Source organism: Chitinophaga silvisoli, from assembly GCF_003412465.1.
Taxonomy (GTDB): domain Bacteria; phylum Bacteroidota; class Bacteroidia; order Chitinophagales; family Chitinophagaceae; genus Chitinophaga; species Chitinophaga silvisoli.
The window spans coordinates 535,712-555,018 of record NZ_QTJV01000002.1 but is presented as its reverse complement, the minus strand read 5'-3'; the positions used below and the strand labels follow the sequence as shown (position 1 = coordinate 555,018).

Sequence of the window (19,307 nt, the reverse complement as noted above, 5' to 3'; positions counted from 1 at the left end):
AATGAATAGAATGAATAAGGTTCAAATACTGAACGAAAAGAACAGCCGCTTTCCCACCCTATCCCCATAAATTCGTACCGTATTCTGACCGCAGGGTTTCAAAATTGTGTATTCGTAATGTATCAACCGAATCAGACTACCCCTATTTTAACCATAACATCTTTTATTGCTACCTCCCCTTCATGACCGTGCCAATGCATAGACATACCATATATGTGCTATGTATCCTATTGAGTGGCCTGCTGGCCGCCAGACTCAATGTGATGCATAGCTAACCTGAATTCCTGGAAAAACGAGAATGAAAATAATAACTGTGAAAAACATACACGCTTTATAACCCGAACCAATTGATTTCTATGCATCTTAACGCTACTCTTAAAGGCTCCCTAAGAGCTTTTATTCTTACTATTTTTTCATGTCTTTGCATGGTTGGGTTGCCGGCAGGAATCTCCTTTGCGGAGAAAATTCCTGCGTCTGTTGCTACCGACCCTGGCAACGACATAAAAAATAACAAGGCCTTGTCATGGTTGCAGGCATATACTGCGTTGCACCCCTATGCGCCGGTATCAAAAAAACAACTACCATGGCAGTACTGGATCACTTCCGGTGCTTATTTCGCTGATGGGCCCCTCTGGAGCAGCGCAACCAATCCTAACGTTGTTACGTTTGGACTGGCCTGCGCCGCCTGCAGTGTGAGCGATGCCGCCAATGCCGTAGATGGCAATACCAACACTGCAGCTACCATGAATCTGCCTGTGGGCGCTGTGGGAGGTGTCGGTCTCCAGCTTTCTTTTCCCGGCACTTACCAGGCAGGCGATGCCATCGCCCTCGACCTGGAAATCCCGGACAAAAATGTATCACTCTCCCTGCTCTCCGCCCTCTCCGTCACTACCTTCAATGCTGGCGTGAGTAACAACGATGTCATATCACTGAACAACAACATCGTTGGAGTAGACCTCCTGGGCCTCGGCATCGGAAGCACCCCCAAGTTCCGCGTCGTAATCCCCATCTCACACACCTTCGATCAGGTGCAGCTGAACTTCTCCGCCGTTGTTACGGCTTTCAGCTCACTCCGTGTATATGAAGCATCCGCTTTCCAGCCTGTTACCGTTTCTCCCGCTACACCAGCGGTGATCACCGGCGGTACTGTTGCCCTCTCCGCTGCTTTACCCCGCATTCCAGGTGCTACCTTCCAATGGTATACAGAAGCAGATGGCGGTACTGCCATTGGCAGCGGTACTAACTTTACCACTCCCGTACTAAACCGTACTACCACCTTTTATGTTGAAGCGACCAATCCTGCCGATGGCCTGGTAAGCCCCGTACGTACACCAATACAGGTACTGGTAGGCGGTGGCAACGGTTTGCTCTGGATGTATGGCGACCGGGAGGTCAGTACCCTCACTAACGGTGTTGCCTGTGCTCTCTGTGTGGTTGATAATCCGGACAATGCCGTAGATGCTGATACTACTACCGCTTCTACCCTCTCCATGCCGGTAGGCGCACTGTCTTCCGTGGGTCAGTACATTGCATTCCCAGGTAAATACAAAGCCGGAGATGAAATTGTACTGGATCTGGATGTCCCCGGCCAGTTAATCTCTGCAGCTGCATTATCAGCGATCCAGGTAACTACCTACTCAGGTACCACTTCGAATAACGATCCTGTTTTCCTCAATAATAGTCTTGTTCATTTACAGGCTTCCGGCCTGGGACTGGGAAATACCCCCAAAGTACGGATAACCATCCCCGTCACTAAAGATTTCGATGGTGTAAGAATTGACCTCGGTACCGCTTTCACCGCCTATGGTGCATTGCGCATTTATGAAGCAGCAGCCGTTATTCCGGTTACTGTTACTCCATCTGCACCTACTACCACTGCCGGCAGTTCACAAACCCTGACTGCCAGTATTGATGCAAGGGTGAGTTCACCTACATTCAGATGGTATACTACTCCTACCGGTGGCTCTCCTGTATCTACCGGTAACCCGTTTACAACTCCTGCACTGTCCAGAACATCTACATACTATGCAGAAGCTTATGATCCTGATAATAACCTGAGCAGCTATGTCAGAACACCGGTAACGATCAAAGTAGCCGGTGGTCCGGGTACCATCTGGAGCTATGGTCAGGACCAGGAAAGTCCCATCACCGGCGGCGTTGCCTGTGCTGCCTGTACAGTTACTGATTCTGCATTTGCTGCAGATGGTGATACCACCACCGCCTCTACTCTGACAGTCCCATTAGGCGTGCTATCTACTATAGGTCAGCTGGTAAAACTCCCTGGTGTATATCAGTCAGGCGATAGCATCGTCCTGTTCCTGGAGGCACCTACCGAAAATCTGGCTGCGGTAGTACTGCCTAAAGTATCTGTGACTACTTACCAGAACAGCATTGCAGGTCCCGCGGTGTCTAATAATGATACCCGTTCCCTGGATAACCCGGCAATAAAATTACAGTTACTGGGTGGTGGATTGAACAACGCCCGCAAATTCAAAGTAACTATTCCTGCTACGAATACCTTCGACGGTGTGAAGGTCGACTTTGGCGGATTGCTCGGCGTTTCCGGCTCTCTGAAACTGTATGAAGTAGCTGCCATGATTCCTGTTTCTGTAACCCCGAATCCGGCAAAAACTGCTTACAATACAGGCATTACTTTAACACCTTCTATCAGGATCTCAAATCCTACTTATAACTGGTACACCACTCCTACCGGTGGCACACCGGTATTCAGCGGCTCAGGAGCGTATACTACACCTGCACTCATCCGCAATACCACTTATTATGTAGAAGCAGAAGATCCTGCAGGAACTACCAGCCTTACCCGTACTGCCGTTCCTGTAACCATAGGGGGTGGCAATGGCCCGTTATGGACATATGGCACCGACCAGACCTCTCCGATCACTACAGGGGTGGCCTGTGCACTGTGTAGTGTACAGAATCCGCAACTGGCCATAGATGGTGATACGACTACGGCTTCCCGTCTCTCACTGCCATTGGGTGTTGCTACCTCTGTAGGTCAGAAGATCACTTTCCCCGGTGTATATCATCCGGGAGATAGTATCATCCTGACACTGGGTGTAAAAGGTGATCCGATTGCCAATGCTTCCCTGCTGGGCAATATTGGTGTCACTACCTCACTGAACAATGTGAGCAACAATGATCGTACAGCATTGAATGCACCGCTCCTGGCACTGGACCTCCTGTCAAGTGATACGATCTCTAAGGTGCGTATTGCAATCCCTGTAACAAAGGATTTCGATGCAGCAACAATAGACCTCAGCAGCCTCGTGGCGGCTGATAACTCATTATATATTTATGAAGCAGCGGCAATGATACCGGTAACGGTCACCCCAAGCCCTGCGAACATCAATGCCGGTCAGACCGCTACACTCAATGCCAGTATCCCGTCCATTCCAAATGCGATCTTCAACTGGTACGATGTACCTACCGGCGGTGCACCTGTAAGCACAGGAAGCTCTTTCACAACACCGATCCTGTATGCTGACAAGACCTATTATGTCGAAGCAGTTTCTCCTACTGATGGATTAATCAGTATCGGGCGAACTGCTGTTACTGTAGATGTAACAGATACTACCGGCAATGGTCCCCTGAGTTGTAGCGGCGCCACTACTCAGAATAACGGAGTGACAGGCTTACTCTGTCTCCTTTGTGGTGTAACGGATGCTGCCAATGCAGTAGATGCATCCCCGACCACAGCTTCCAATCTCCGTATCAATGTTGGCCTGGGTGCAGTCATTTATCAGGATCTGGTATTCCCTCATTCGGGAAAGGCAGGTGACTCTATCCGCATTGGTCTTGGTACTACCACAGGCCTGCTGGATGCTACGCTGCTTGCCGGATTAAGCGCAGGTACCGGCAATGGTGCACGCCCTGCAGATGCAGATATGGTAGCATTGAATCCTGCCCTGCTCAGTGTACGCCTGTTAAATGGTGCACAACAATCGGCCTATACCTTTGTGGCTACAAAAGATTTCGATCGCGTCGAAATTCGCATCAATGGTTTACTGGCAGCCCTCGCTTCTTACAATCTTTATTATGCACAGGTGGTGACCCCGATCGCTCAGGTGTCAGCACCAACTGTATATGCTTGTAGCGGTACTGCCGCTACATTAACTGCTGTAGGTCCTACCGGCTATAACTACCGGTGGTATACCTCCTACACAGGAGGTGCCCCTGTTGGTTATGGCACTACATTCACTACGCCAGCGGTCACCAAAGACACTACTTACTTCGTGGCAGCCGTAGGTGCAGATAGTTGTGGTAGTGAAAAACGCACACCAGTAGCTGTAAAAGTAGGTTTGCCAGGTGTAAACGTAACGCCATCTACTGCTACCGTAGCAGAAGGCGCTACTCCCACCTTCAATGTAGTATCGCCAAATGCCGCTTATCAGTACAACTGGTATACAGTGCCTGCCGGCGGTACACCTGCATATGTAGGATCTCAGTTTACTACACCTCCAGTTACTGCCAATGTTACCTATTATGTAGAAGCAGTATCCCTGGGCGATGCAAGCTGTAAGAGCCTGCGTACACCAGTGGCTATTACCCTGAATGGTACTGGCGGACCAGCTCCTGTAGGTGATATAGATTGTGGCGGTGCCAGCTCCCAGATCTCTACTACCAGCGGCATCTGCGTAGGTTGTTACGTAGAGAAACAGGATTCTGCTGTGGACAATAGTACTGCTACTGCATCTGTAATTCACACTATCCTGGGGGTAGGTTCCTATGTACAGCAATCCCTGATTTTCCCTGCACCCGGTGTGAAAGGAGATAGTGTAAGGATCAGGCTGGGCTTCACTACAGGTCTGGCAGATCTGAGTGCACTGGCTGGTATCCAGATTTCCTCTTCTAACGGTGCCACAGCTAATAATGATGCGGTAACGCTGAATAGTGGCACCCTAAACCTGCAATTGCTGAATGGCAACCGCGACCTGATCTACACTTTCGCTCCAGGTGCTGCATATGATAGGGTGAATATCAGGCTGAATGGTCTGGCTACAGCCCTCACTGCCCTGAAAGTATATTCAGCACAGATTTTTGCAGGTACACCAACCGTTGAAAAAGATACGGTATATGCATGTGCAGGTTCTCCTGCTACACTCAGAGCTACTGGCCCTGGTACTACTTTCCGCTGGTATAGTCAGCCTACAGGTGGTACAGCCCTGTCTACCGGTGCTACTTACACGGTAACACCTACTACCAATGCGATCTATTATGTAGAAGGCGTGTCCAGCAGTGGTTGTGCAAACCCTGTGCGCAAAGCCGTGTATGTAATGGTAGGTCTGCCACAGCCATTGGTAAACCCGGCTACACAAACTATCAATTCCGGTCAGACTGCCACCTTCTCGGTATTAAGTCCAAACCCGGCATATCAATATAATTGGTACGATGCACCGGCAGGCGGTAACCTGCTGAAGGCTAATTCCACTACGTATACAACTGCTGCTCTTACGGCAGCAGCTATCTACTATGTGGAAGTACGGGATCCGGTGAATAGTTGTACCAGCGCTACCCGTACAGCTGTAAGGGTAGATATCAACCTGCCTACAGAGCCAACACCTTGTAGCTATGCTACCTCGCAGCAAAGTCCTATTATCAGCGGTGTATGTCTGTTGTGCTCTGTGAGCAATCCTGCACTGGCAGTAGATCAGAACGCAAACTCTGCATCTACTATCAATGCTACCTTAAATGCTGCCGGTTATATCGGTCAGCTGCTGAGGTATAATAATACTTACCCTGCCGGCGACAGTATTACGCTGGATCTGGAAGTACCTGGCAAAGTAGCGGATGTAACATTGCTGGGCGGTATCAGGGTAGAAACATATAATGGCGCTACTGCCAATGGCGATGGTCGTTATCTCTCCGATGCTCCTGTCCGCCTCACCCTGCTGAACACCAGCAATAAGTTCAGGGTAACTATACCTGCCACCAAAACCTTCAATGGTGTGTTGGTAAGCATTAATGGTCTGCTCACTGCACTCACCTCTGTGAATGTATACTTCGCAGCAGTCGTTACCCCACGACCTGATGTAACTGCATCAGCTGCCAATGTATGTAGTGGCAATGCCGCTACCCTCGTAGCCACAACTACCAATGATGCTGACATTGCCTGGTTCACCAGCGCTATAGGCGGTACAGCGGTTGCTACCGGCGATACATTTAGAACTGCTGCTCTCAATGCATCAGTTACCTATTATGCAGAAGCCAGCCGCTTTGGTTGTGCAAACCCAACAAGGGTGCCCGTGATGGTCAGTGTAGGTAATACACCTGTAGCACCAACTGCTGCTGCCAGGAGCATCTGCGCCGGGGATAAGGTAACCCTGCTGGCAACCGCACCTGCGGGAGCTACTTTCCGCTGGTATACTGCTGCTACCGGAGGCACCCTGCTGGCATCTACTCCAGACTACACAACGAATGCACTGACAGCCGATACTGCTTTTTATGTAGAAGCAGACAATAACGGTTGTATCAGCACAACAAGGACCCGTGTAGCTGTGACGGTGAATGCAGTACCGACAGGACTCACTGTTACGCCGATGGGTACTTCCATCAGCAGTGGTCAGAGCGCTACTTTCACCGCTCATGCTACCGGAACTAATCTGATTTATAAATGGTATAACGCTGCCGGCGATTCTATCTTCACCGGTGCCGTATTCAACACCGGTACCCTCACGGCCACTGCCACCTACACCGTAGAAGCAGTGAATGCTGCCGGTTGTAAGAGCGCATCCCGTGTATCGGTAACCGCTACCGTAATACCGGGTAATAATGATATTCCCTGCGATGCCGCAACATCAGAAACCAACAATGCAAATGGCATCTGCATAGGTTGCTATGTAGAAAATCCAGCCCTGTCAGTAGACAACAGCACCAGCAGCAGCTCCACGCTGCATGTGATCCTGGGTCTCACAGGTGGTTATGTACAGCAAACCCTGATCTTCCCGCAGGTGAGCGAACTGAATGACAGCGTTCAGATCAGGCTGTCTTTCTCCAGCTCTCTGGCAGATGTAGGTCTGCTGGGAACTATACAGGTAGGCTCTTACAATGGCACTACTTCCAACAATGACTTTGTAGCACTGAATGCTGCAGGCGTAAATGTGAGTCTGCTCGGCGGCAACTCACAAGCACTTGTTGGCTTCAAACCTAAAGGTCTCTTCGACAGGATCGTAGTACGCCTGAACTCAGGTCTGGCTACCGCACTGAGTGCAGTGAACATTCACTACGCCAGCCGCCTGGTTGGTCTGCCGGTAGTAAGCGGAGATACAGTTTGTGCTGGTAACCGTGCTACCCTGCTGGCAACAGGCCCGTCCAACGTCAGCTTCCGCTGGTATACAACCGCTGTAGGTGGTACATCCATCTTCACTGGTACCAGCTATCAAACCCCGGCACTGAACACTACCACTACTTATTATGTAGAGGCTGTGAAAACAAGCCTGACTTGTCCTAATCCTGTCAGGGTGCCTGTTACCGCAGTAGTAGATCCTGTACCGGATGCACCGGCACTGGATACAACCAGCATCACCGTATGTAGTGGCAGTACTGCAACCTTCAATGTGAAACCTGCTACAGGTGTAACCTATCGCTGGTATACCGCATTGTCAGGTGGCACAGCAATCTTCACAGGTAATTCATTTACTACTCCTGCTTTAAGCACAACTACTGTATATTATGTAGAAGCTTCCAATGCTGCGGGTTGTTCCAACACTACCCGTACCATGGTGACTGCCAATGTCATCACACAACCAGCCTTAGTAACCGTAACACCTGGTACTGCCGAAGTATGTGCTGGTAGCTCTGTACAACTGGTAGCTTCTGCTGCTACGAATGGCGTAGTATTCCGCTGGTATACTACTCCAACTGGTGGAACCCCTGTATTTGAAGGTGCTACCTTCACTACGCCGGTACTGAACACGACTACTACTTACTATGTAGAAGCGGCAGCAGGTATCTGCGCAAGCGCTACAAGGACTGCGGCGACTGTAAAGGTGAATGCAATTCCTGCAGCACCAACTGTAAATGTATCGCCGGCAGGTGGTCAGGTAGTATCTGGTCAGACAGCAACGCTGACAGTCACTCCTGCTGCTACAGGTGTTACTTACAACTGGTATACAGATGCCGCGGGTGGTACACCTGTATTCACAGGCAATGTATTCACTACACCGGCACTTACGAGTGATATCACTTATTACGTAGAGGCCGTAGCAGATTCTGCTACCTGTGGTAGTCAGCGTACTGCGGTTCCACTCACTGTAACGGTTGTACCAAATACTACGTGTGACTTTGCAAATGCACAAATCAATAGCACTACTGCTGTTTGCGTACTGTGTTCTGTACAGGATGCAGCCAATACAACAGATGCAAATACTGATAACTTCTCCCTGCTGTCAGTACCACTGGCTGCCGGTAGCGGAAGTGTACAGCAATCCCTCATCTTCCCGAACGCTGCTGCCGCAGGTGATAGCGTAAGACTGGTTCTGGAATTGCCTGCACAGGTATTGGACGCTTCATTACTGGGCGCAATTGAAGTATCCAGCTTCAATGGTGCTACTGCAAATAATGATGCCCTCCTGCTCAACAGCAGTAACCTGAAAGTATCCTTACTGAGTGGCAGTAATAAGTTCACCGTAGCCTTCGCGCCTGGTGCTACTTACGACCGCGTACAGGTTAAACTGAGAGGTGGTGTGATCTCCGCCCTTGTAAACCTCCGCGTTTACTATGCTTCCCGCCAGGTATCTGCTCCGGTAGTAGCTGTGAGAAGCACAACTATCTGTAGTGGTACAACCGCTACCCTCACTGCTACAGCCAGCGCTGTTGCATCTATAGAATGGTACAATGCCGCTGGTACCAAGGTGGGCGATGGTCCTTCCTTCACCACGCCGGTATTGACTGCAAATACTATTTATTATGCACAGGCAGTACGTACATCCAATGGTTGTGCGAATCCTAACAGAGTATCTGTAGCTGTCAATGTAGTACCGGCACTGACCGCACCTACTGTAAACAATGCAAATATCTGTTCCGGCAATACTGCTACTCTCACTGCTACCGTCACAGGGTCCAATATCACCACTAAGTGGTATAGCGCGCCTGTAGGTGGTACACTGCTGTTCACCGGCACTACTTACGTGACTAATGCACTGACTGCAGATACTGCCTTCTATGTAGAAACCAGCAACAGCAGCTGTACGCTCGCTACAAGAGTTAAGGCAACTGTAACTGTTGGTGCAGGTGCTCCAACACCAACCCTGCAGGCAAATAATGTAAATATTTGCGCAGGCCAGCAGGCAACATTCAAGGTTACATCCAGCACTACTGGTATTACTTATAAATGGTACACGACTCTCACAGGTGGTACACCGGTATTCACAGGGGCATCTTATACAACAGCTGCACTGAATACATCTACAGTATACTATGTAGAAGCTGTGAACACAGCCTCCGGTTGTACAGCAGGTACAGCCAGAGTAGCAGCTACAGCTAATGTGGCACTGAATCCGGTTCAACCGGTAGTAAGCGCCGCCAGCATCAATGTATGTACAGGTCAGGATGCAATATTGTCTGTATCCACACCACAAAGCGGTGTCACCTACCAGTGGTATGATGCTGCTACGGCAGGTTCCCTGATTGGTTCAGGTACTACTATCACCATCAGGAATGTAACAGCCAGCGCTGACTACTATGTAGAAGCTGTAAATACCAGTGGTTGTGTAAACACCGGCGGTCGTACAAAAGCCAGCGTAGTAGCTGTCGTATCTCCAGGTACACCGGCAGTGAGTGCAGCTTCAGTAAGCGTATGTCAGGGTAGCACCACTCAGCTCTCTGTACAGAACCCGAATGGGGCATTTACTTATCGCTGGTACAGCACTGCAACTGGTGGCACATCACTGGGTACAGGTGCTACGTTTACTACGCCTGTCATCAATACTGACACTGACTTCTATGTAGAAGCTACCAATGGCAGCTGCAGTAGTGCCGTAAGAGCAAGAGTGAGCGTGCTCGTAGCAACTCCGGCACCGACTCCGACACTGGAATCAAATAATATCACTACCTGCTCCGGTACCACCGCAATCCTGCGGGTGACCTCAACTACTACCGGGGTAGATTATAACTGGTATACAACAGCAACTGGTGGTACGCCTGTATTCACAGGACCTACCTTCACCACACCAGCACTGACTGCAACTACCACTTATTATGTAGAAGCTGTGAATACAACTTCCGGTTGTGGCAGCAGCAGCGCAAGAGTAAGTGCTACAGTTACAGTCGGCACCTCACCTGATGCACCAACCCTGGTATCAGGTAGCGTGAAAGTATGTGCTGGCAACGACGGTACATTGTCTGTACTGAATCCGCAAACAGGTGCCACTTACCAATGGTACGATGCTGCCAATGGCGGTACCCTGGTATTCACCGGCCCTGTTTACACCGTGACAGCAGTGACCGCAAATGCGACCTTCTATGTACAAACGCTGATCGGTACAACCTGTGTAAGCACTACCCGCACAGCAGGCAGCATCGTAGTGGATAATTCTGCTACCACTCCTGATGTCGTATCTGCTAATGTAACAAAATGTGTAGGCGGTACTGCGACCCTCTCCGTACTGAACCCTGATGCAGCACTCACCTATCGCTGGTACGATGCACCGGCTGGTGGTAACCTGCTCTCTACAGGTCCTGATTATACAACGGCTGCCCTCAGCACCAATACTACTTACTACGTAGAAGCGCTGAACAGCTCAGGTTGTAGCAGCCAGGCACGCAGAGGTGTAACGGTAACTATCACCAATACGATCGATGCTCCGGTGGCAACAACTGGTGCCGCAGTCTGCTCCGGCAATACTGTAGTCCTCTCCGTGACCAACCCGGTTTCAGGTTACTCTTATAAATGGTACACAACTGCAAGTGGTGGTACACCCGTATTCACAGGTGTAAACTTCACTACACCGGCACTCACTGCTAATACAGTTTACTATGTGGAAGCAGCTACCGGTGGTTGTGTAAGCGTAAGCCGCACTTCAGTTCCTGTTACAGTCAATGCGACACCTGCTGCTCCTGTAGTAGTCAATGCAGCAGTCGTAACCTGCGCAAGTTCCAGTGCAACACTGCAGGTACAAAATCCAAATGCAGCGCTCACCTATCAGTGGTTTACTACTAACACTGGTGGTACAGCAGCCGGCACAGGTGCTACCTTCACCACTCCTGCTATCACAGGTACTACCATGTATTATGTGGAAGCGCAGAATCCGAATGGTTGCGCAAGCAATACCCGTACAGCCGTAACAGTATCAATTGGTACACCGGGTAACAATGCTGTGGTGACAGGCAATGAAGCAGGCATCTGTCCAAACAATTCCGCAACACTGACAGCTACATCCACTACTGCTGGTGCAAGCTTCAGCTGGTATACAACAGCTACGGGCGGTACAGCTGTATCAACAGGAGCTTCGTTCACTACTCCGGCGCTCACAGCTACCACGACTTACTATGTAGAAGTAGCTTCTGCCGGTGGTTGTTCAAGTGGTACAAGAGTAGCAGCTACAGTAACGATACTGGAACCACTGGATGCACCGATAGTAAGTGTAGATACAGCACTCACTACTACCAATGCCATAACATTCACATGGGATCCTGTAGCAGGTGCAACGGGCTATGAAGTGACTACGAACAATGGTGCGAACTTCACTGCTCCAAGCTCCGGCAGCACAGGTACTACGCATACCGTCTATGGCCTCACTCCTGGTCAGCCTGTGACCATACAGGTAAGAGCACTGGGTAGCGAAAGCTGCGAAACAAGTGGTCTCTCCAATGCCGTAACCGGTGAATCGAAGAACCCACAAGGCAACAAGGTCTTTGTTCCAAACGTGTTCACACCGAATGGCGATGGCTTCAATGATATCCACTATGTGTATGGCAATACCATCAAATCTATTGTAATGACTTACTATAACCAGTATGGTCAGCTGGTCTTCGAAACGAAAGATCAGACAAGAGGATGGGATGGTACCATGAGTGGCACACAGCAGCCGGTAGGTGTATACATCTATATACTGAAAGCTACCCTGCAGGATGGTACTGTTGTTAACAGGAAGGGTACCGTAACCATTGTACGATAACTAATACAGCTACCGGGATAGTGACAATCACTATCCCGGTTATTAATATCAAAATGATAAACCTCTTCCCATGAAGAATAAGAATATACTCGCTATTCTATTAATGGCGGCTGCAGCGTTCCTGCCGGGACTTACCAGGGCGCAGGTTGACCCCCATTTTTCTCAATACTATGCCTATCCGTTGTGGCTGAATCCTGCATTGACAGGTGTAATTGACGGAGACTACAGGGCCTCCGCCAATTATCGTAACCAATGGGTGAATATTGGTAAACCCTTTTCTACTATGGGCTTCTCATTCGATGCGGCAGCCGCAAACAATGTAGGGATCGGTATCAATGTGACCAACATGAAAGCAGGTGACGCAGGTTACAATTACTTCAATGGTATGGCCAGCTTCTCCTACAGAGGTGTTCGTTTTGGTGCTACTGGTACCAGTCAGCTGGTATTCGGCGTGCAGGCCGGTATGATCAACCGCCGTATCGATCCTTCCAAATGGCAGCTGGGCAGCCAGTACGATCCGGTAATCGGCTTTGACCCTTCAAAATCAAGTGGAGAAAATATCAATACTACCTCCTCCAATGTTTTTGATGCTGCCGCAGGTGCCATGTTCTTTGATGGTAACCCCAACCACCAGCTCAACCCGTTTGTAGGTTTTTCTGCCGGGCACCTTACACAGCCGGTAGATCCTTTCGTGACAGGAGCTAACAGGAAACTACCTGTCCGTTACCTGTTACAGGGTGGTAGCCGTATCAAGGTGAATGACCTGCTGAGCTTTACTCCAAATGGTATGTACATGAGACAGGGTAATGCTGAGGAAATAGTAGCAGGAGTATACGGATCATTCCTGGTAAATGAAGACTTTGATTTCCTGATAGGTGGTAACTATCGCTGGAATGATTCCGCGATTCCATTTGCCGGTTTCCACTTCAAAAATTTTGTACTGGGCCTGAGTTATGATGTAAACGCCTCCAACCTGAGAAGGCTGGTCAATGGCAGCAACAGTTTCGAAATCTCCCTGTCTTTCATCAGCCGTAAGAAAAAAGTGTATGGAGAGGAATACTTCATATGCCCACGGTTGTAAAACAAAAAAATAACGGATGAAAAAAAATTCACACTATTGGCTGGCCATCGTTTGCTGCTTATTTGTGGTTAACTCTTTACAGGCACAGTACGTTTACGATTATAAGCGGACAGGCGATGTGTATTATGAAGCTAAAGACTATTATTCTGCTGCCCAATATTACCAGCGGGCACTGGGAACATTTAAGATAAACCCCAATGAAATCCTGCCCTATCAGCCAGGATCCAAAGGAAAAGAAACAGGTAAGGTCAAAGATTATGAAACTGTAAAATACAGACTCGCAGAATCTTACCGCATGTACAATGACTTCGGCAATGCAGAGAAGTATTATGAAGAAGTAGTGAGCTATAATAACCCGGACTTATTCCCGCTGGCCCGCTTCTGGTATGGAGTATGCCTGCGCGCAAATGGTAAATATCCGGAAGCCATTGACCAGTTCAAACAGTTTAAGGACAAGTATACCAAGGTAGATGATATCACATCGCGTGTAGCACTGGAAATCGCAAGCTGCGAATTTGCGATCTCCGAAGCCAGCCGTACACCCGGTTATATCGTGACGAAACTGAATGGCGATGTAAACGTAGGGGGTGCCAACTATGCACCTGCCCTGCTGGGAAAGAACCTTCTATTGTATACCTCTTCCCGCCCGGATACTACTGTACTGGAAAAAAAGAAGAAGGAAAACCCTTATATCAACAGCTTATTTCAGGCCGATGGAAAAGATGCGGCTTTCAGCAACAGTCGCCCCCTGGCCATACCTGAAGTAAAAGGTGTGGATCAGGGAGTATCAGCCATCACACCTGATGGTAATTCTATCTTCCTGACCCGCTGGACGAATAAAAACGGGGTAAAAGCAGCCGCTATCTATGTGAGCACCCGTAGTGGCAATGACTGGTCGGAACCAAAGCCATTAGGACCAAATGTAAACGTGGATGGCTATAGCTCCATGCAGCCTTTTGTAACTGCTGATGGAAAATACCTGTTGTTTGCATCCAACAGACCCGGTGGTATGGGTAAGAATGACCTTTGGTATAGTATGCTGGATAAGAATACCCCCGGTGCTGCAAGAAATATGGGTACTGGGATCAATACCCGCGATGAAGAGCAGGCTCCATTCTATGACGGCGACAGGCATATGCTGATCTTCAGCTCTGATGGCCGGGTAGGCCTGGGTGGACTGGATTTCTTTTCCAGCGAAGGTGACTTCAGTAGCTGGGCAGTGCCTAAAAACCTGGGTGCGCCACTGAACTCTCCAAAGGATGATATCTATTATGCGGCTTCTGACTGGTCACATCCTATGAATGGAGGCTACATCAGCTCCGACAGGGAATCAGTATGCTGTCTTGAATTATTCCATATCAAACGGATTTCCAAATCGATCCATGGAATGGTGATGGATTGTGATAATAATCTGCCTCTGTCAGGTGCAAAGATCACCCTGATCGATACCATTCAGCAAAAAGTACTACAACAGGTAACACTCGATGAAACAGGTCGTTATCGCTTTGAAGTAGAGGCGAAGAGGAATTATAAGATCATGGCAGAGAAAGAAAATTACTTCTCCAAAGCGATCTATATCAATACAGATCAGCTGGAGAAGGTGGATTCCATGGAAAGTCCTTCCATCTGCCTGAAACGTTATGAAATCGGGAAGCCGATTATCCTGAAGGATATCTATTACGATTTCGATAAAGCAACCCTGCGTCCACAATCACTGATTGTACTTGATACAGTAGTTTCTATTATGCAGGATAATCCGAATATTATCATCGAAATGAGTGCCCATACAGACAGTAAGGGCAAGGATGAATATAACATGAAGTTGTCTCAGCGCAGGGCACAATCCTGTGTAGACTACCTGATCAGCAGAGGTATTCCATCATCCCGCATGATTGCGAAAGGTTATGGTGAATCCAGGCCGATAGCACCGAATACGCTGCCGAATGGTAAAGATAATCCTGAAGGAAGACAGCTGAACAGAAGAACAGAATTCAAGGTGTTGCGTGTAACCCAGTTATCGCAATAAGCTATAAAGAAGGTTAAACCCACCACAGGGTGGGAGCCATATCCTATCGATAAGAGGACCATCATAATAATGGCCGGTTGCAAGACCGGCCATTATTTTTTATATATAAACAAAGTGGTGTTGCTGTTATGAAAACGAAACAGTAGGAAGCACCTGAACATTAATGCCTGCTATGTCTGCTGCGTGTTGCAAAAGTATCGATTGGCGGTACACCGGTAGAATCACCACCACCTGTAGAATCATGTGGGTAATGCGGATAATGTGGCAGCGTATCGTGCGGATAATGTGGTAAGGTGTCATGCGGATAATGTGGCAGCGTGTCATGAGGCAGATGTGTACTGTCATGAGGCAAATGGGTGCTATCCCCCGGTAAGTGTGTACTATCACCAGGCAGGTGCGTACTGTCGCCCGGTAAATGTGTACTATCTCCCTTCAGGGCAGCATCTGCTGCAATCTTATCCTGTTCCTGCAGGGCGGTTTGTTTTTCTTTTGAACAGGCGATAACGGTGGCTACAATCACCGCCATAGATAAGATAACGGGTTTCATTTTAGAGAACATAAATATAGAGTTTTGTATGTAGACAATGCCCGTACTCCCCTCCCCTTATCTTTCCAATAAAAAAAACTACCTTCGTAGCCTTCAATCTACGAACTATGAATATGTAATTCCCGATCCGGTACGTCCGTGATCCTCCTTTCGACCTCCAATTTTGCGGTACAGCCGTACCAACTTTCATTGCTAACTTCTATAACAATTTCACAATGCAGCAGGCAGCTGACAATCGTCTGCGCAGGGTATTCCGGTTATTTATATCCGCAGTATCCGGCACAGAGACTGAATTCACGACCGGTAGTATAAACCGGGCTATATTTTTATTATCAGTACCCATGATCCTGGAGATGGTGATGGAATCACTCCTGGCAGTAGTAGATATCTTCTTTGTAAGCAAACTGGGTACACATGCAATCACAACTGTAGGGTTAACTGAATCTATTCTCACCATTGTATACACTATTGCATTCGGCATGAGTATGGCAGCCACGGCAGTGGTAGCGCGGCGTACAGGAGAGAAAGATCCTGATGCCGCAGCGCATAGTGCAGTACAATCCCTGTATATCGCAGTGATTTTTTCAGTAGTGATCAGTATCCTGGGTGTCGTTTTCGCACCTGATCTCCTGTCACTGATGGGCGCACCCGCCGATGTAGTGGAGCATGGTAATATCTACACCCGTATGATCATGGGCAGTAACCTGGTGATCGTATTATTATTTCTTATCAATGGTATTTTCAGGGGTGTGGGCGATGCCGCTATGGCTATGCGTTCACTCTGGATTGCCAATATTGTAAACATTATTTTATGTCCCCTGCTCATCAATGGTCTGGGGCCGATACCCGCCATGGGACTTACAGGAGCAGCACTGGCTATTTGCATAGGCCGCGGTGTGGGTGTATGCTACCAGTTGTATAACCTGTTTGGTGGCAAAGGGCTGATCAGGATCAATGTACATCATTTGAAGCCGGATTTCCCTGTAATAGGAAAGCTGTTGAAGATAGCCATGGGGAGTACTGCCCAGCTGCTGATCAACACCACCAGCTGGATTTTCCTGGTACGCCTGATCGCCCGTTTTGGTGAAGAGGCAGTGGCGGGATATACAGTTGCCATCAGGGTCGTGATCTTTACCATACTGCCCGCGAGTGGCATGGCAAATGCTGCAGCAGCGCTGGTAGGGCAGAACCTAGGGGCGGGGCAACCGGAAAGGGCAGAGCGTTCTGTATGGAGAGCCGCCTTTTTCAATATGATCTTTTTGGGGGCTGTCTCGCTCTTCTTTATCCTGCTGGCGAAGCCGGTGATCCAGCTGTTTACCCAGCAGGAAACAGTAGTGGCTTATGGTGCACAGGCTTTACAGCTGGTGAGCTTAGGCTATATATTCTATGCATACGGAATGGTCTTGTCCCAGGCTTTTAATGGTGCCGGCGATACCCGTACCCCTACAATTATTAACCTCATTGGGTTCTGGATGTTTCAAATGCCGCTGGCATGGGCATTGGCGGTACATTATGCATGGGGGCCGGCTGGTGTTTTTACAGCGATAGCTGCCGCAGAATCTGCGATGGCAATTGCCAGTATCATCATATTCCGGAAAGGATGGTGGAAGCGGGTAAAAGTTTAATTACCTTTGCGCGTGTTCAAAATTTCTAATATTCTTAATTAAAACGTATTACGCATGTCGCTCACAGTTGTAGGCACTATGGCATTTGATGATATAGAAACCCCATTTGGCAAGTCCGGAAGAATCGTAGGTGGCTCCGCAACCTATATTGCATGGGCAGCATCCAACTTTGTTCAACCTATCAATCAGGTATCTGTGATAGGTGGGGATTTTCCTCAGTCTGAACTGGAAGCACTAAAAGCCAAGGGCGTAGAGCTGGAAGGTGTACAGGTGAAAAAGGATGATAAATCATTCTACTGGTCCGGTAAGTATCATATGGACATGAATACCCGTGATACCCTGGTTACTGAGCTGAATGTACTGGGCGATTTCAATCCTGTGATTCCTGAAAGCTACCAGGGTAGCGAGTTCCTGATTTTAGGGAACCTGACACCACAGGTACAGATGTCAGTGATCAAACAGATGAAGACCAGGCCTAAGCTCATTGTAATGGATACAATGAACTTCTGGATGGAAGTAGCACTGGATGATCTGAAGAAAGTACTGAAAGAAGTAGATGTACTGCTGGTAAATGATGGTGAAGCCCGCCAGTTGTCTGGTGAATATTCATTGGTGAAGGCCGCGCGTAAGATCCTGACAATGGGTCCACGTTACCTGATTATTAAGAAAGGTGAACATGGTGCATTGCTGTTCCATGAAAACCATGTATTCTTTGCACCAGCATTGCCACTGGAAGATGTATATGATCCAACCGGTGCCGGTGATACGTTTGCAGGTGGATTCATTGGTCACCTGGCTAAGACAAAAGACATCTCTTTTGAAAATATGAAGACTGCGATTATTGTGGGTTCTGCAATGGCTTCTTTCTGTGTGGAGAAGTTTGGTGCGGATCGCCTGAAGACAATTACGCAGGAAGATATTTCTGCAAGACTGGATCAGTTCGTAGAATTGGTAAACTTCGACATTGATTTAGTATAGCATTAAAAGCCCGCCACAGGGGCTCAAAAAAAATAAGCCGATCATGTAGTGATCGGCTTATTTTTTTGCTATTTATAAATCTCATTTAAGATAGCTGCCAGTCTCAAACCTCCTTTAAGCAGCTGACTATTCAAATCCTTCACGAAAAGATAATTATACTTATAACTCAACTTCTCATTAGCCGCTGTCTTATCATACACCTTATCCGCCAGCTGATTTGACTCAAACAACCAATCCTTCACACTCCCGCTCTGCATTACCTTAATCTGCGCTGCATCTGCTGTATCCAATGCCGCCGTATACTCGGTATAACTCAACTGCTGAAAATCTATTAGTTGCTCATCCCATACCCTATGCAAATTGGACTGATTTCCAAACCACATCACCGGAATCTTATTACCCCCCTGATCTTCGTCTCTGCCTACATGCAAAGGCTGATGCATATCCCCTATCATATGAATCAGGTAAGTCATCGCCAGCCACTGCTCTTCCTTCGTTCCCTTGCGTGATTTCAACTCACTGATCAACGCTTCTGTTTCATCGTACAAATTCTCTTTTTTTATCGTCTTCAAAGTCGCTTCCATCCCGGCTTTATCCACATGCGCAGGAAAATCTACAAAGTGCCAGCTATAACGACTATCAAACCGATGCGTGGTATCACTCTTAATATAATCAGGCCATGTAGACACCATCGCCATACTCTCTTTTCCAAGAATCGCCTGTACAGCTTTTAAAGCTTTTGGTGTAAGGTGCCGGTAGGCAATCTCAGCAACAATGCGGTGTCCGGTCACGCCCCATGCAAAAACAGATAAAGGTATGAGCGGCAATATCAGGCCCAGACCCAGCAGGTATAACTTCTTAAGCATAAAAAATAAATGAGCTTGGTTAAGTCACTAAAAAGTAAAGGTAATACAAA

The 19,307-nt window shown here is 48.3% G+C and carries 7 protein-coding genes; 5 read left to right on the top strand and 2 right to left on the bottom strand.

The genetic code is table 11. From position 1 onward, the window contains the following. Window positions 1-425: 425 nt before the first annotated feature. The 3 genes from DXN04_RS08340 (at window position 426) to DXN04_RS08330 (ending at window position 15,241) form a co-directional block, all read left to right on the top strand. Window positions 426-12,134, top strand: a complete 11,709-nt coding sequence (locus tag DXN04_RS08340) for an Ig-like domain-containing protein (RefSeq protein WP_116852869.1) — start codon at window positions 426-428, stop codon at window positions 12,132-12,134. Between the two features lie 70 nt (window positions 12,135-12,204). Beyond that, on the top strand, window positions 12,205-13,215 hold the full coding sequence (locus DXN04_RS08335) for a PorP/SprF family type IX secretion system membrane protein (protein ID WP_116852868.1): 1,011 nt from the start codon (window positions 12,205-12,207) through the stop codon (window positions 13,213-13,215). 16 nt (window positions 13,216-13,231) lie between these two features. Beyond that, entirely contained in the window at window positions 13,232-15,241 is a 2,010-nt protein-coding gene (locus DXN04_RS08330; RefSeq protein WP_116852867.1) for an OmpA family protein, read from the top strand. A 160-nt stretch (window positions 15,242-15,401) separates the two neighbouring features. Here DXN04_RS08330 and DXN04_RS08325 read toward each other — a convergent pair whose 3' ends face one another. Further along, window positions 15,402-15,800 carry a hypothetical protein gene (locus DXN04_RS08325; RefSeq protein ID WP_116852866.1) on the bottom strand — a complete coding sequence of 133 codons (399 nt, stop codon included), beginning with the start codon at window positions 15,798-15,800 and terminating at the stop codon, window positions 15,402-15,404. Window positions 15,801-16,003: 203 nt separating this feature from the next. On the opposite strand from DXN04_RS08325, the gene DXN04_RS08315 reads away from it, so the two are divergent. After that, entirely contained in the window at window positions 16,004-17,413 is a 1,410-nt protein-coding gene (locus tag DXN04_RS08315) for an MATE family efflux transporter (RefSeq protein WP_116852864.1), read from the top strand. Window positions 17,414-17,467: 54 nt separating this feature from the next. Further along, window positions 17,468-18,391 (top strand): PfkB family carbohydrate kinase, encoded by a 924-nt coding sequence (locus tag DXN04_RS08310; protein ID WP_116852863.1) that lies wholly within the window; start codon window positions 17,468-17,470, stop codon window positions 18,389-18,391. Between the two features lie 68 nt (window positions 18,392-18,459). On the opposite strand, the gene DXN04_RS08305 is transcribed toward DXN04_RS08310, so the two are convergent. Beyond that, complete coding sequence (locus tag DXN04_RS08305; protein ID WP_116852862.1) at window positions 18,460-19,257, bottom strand: S1/P1 nuclease; 798 nt, start codon at window positions 19,255-19,257, stop codon at window positions 18,460-18,462. Window positions 19,258-19,307 lie beyond the last annotated feature (50 nt).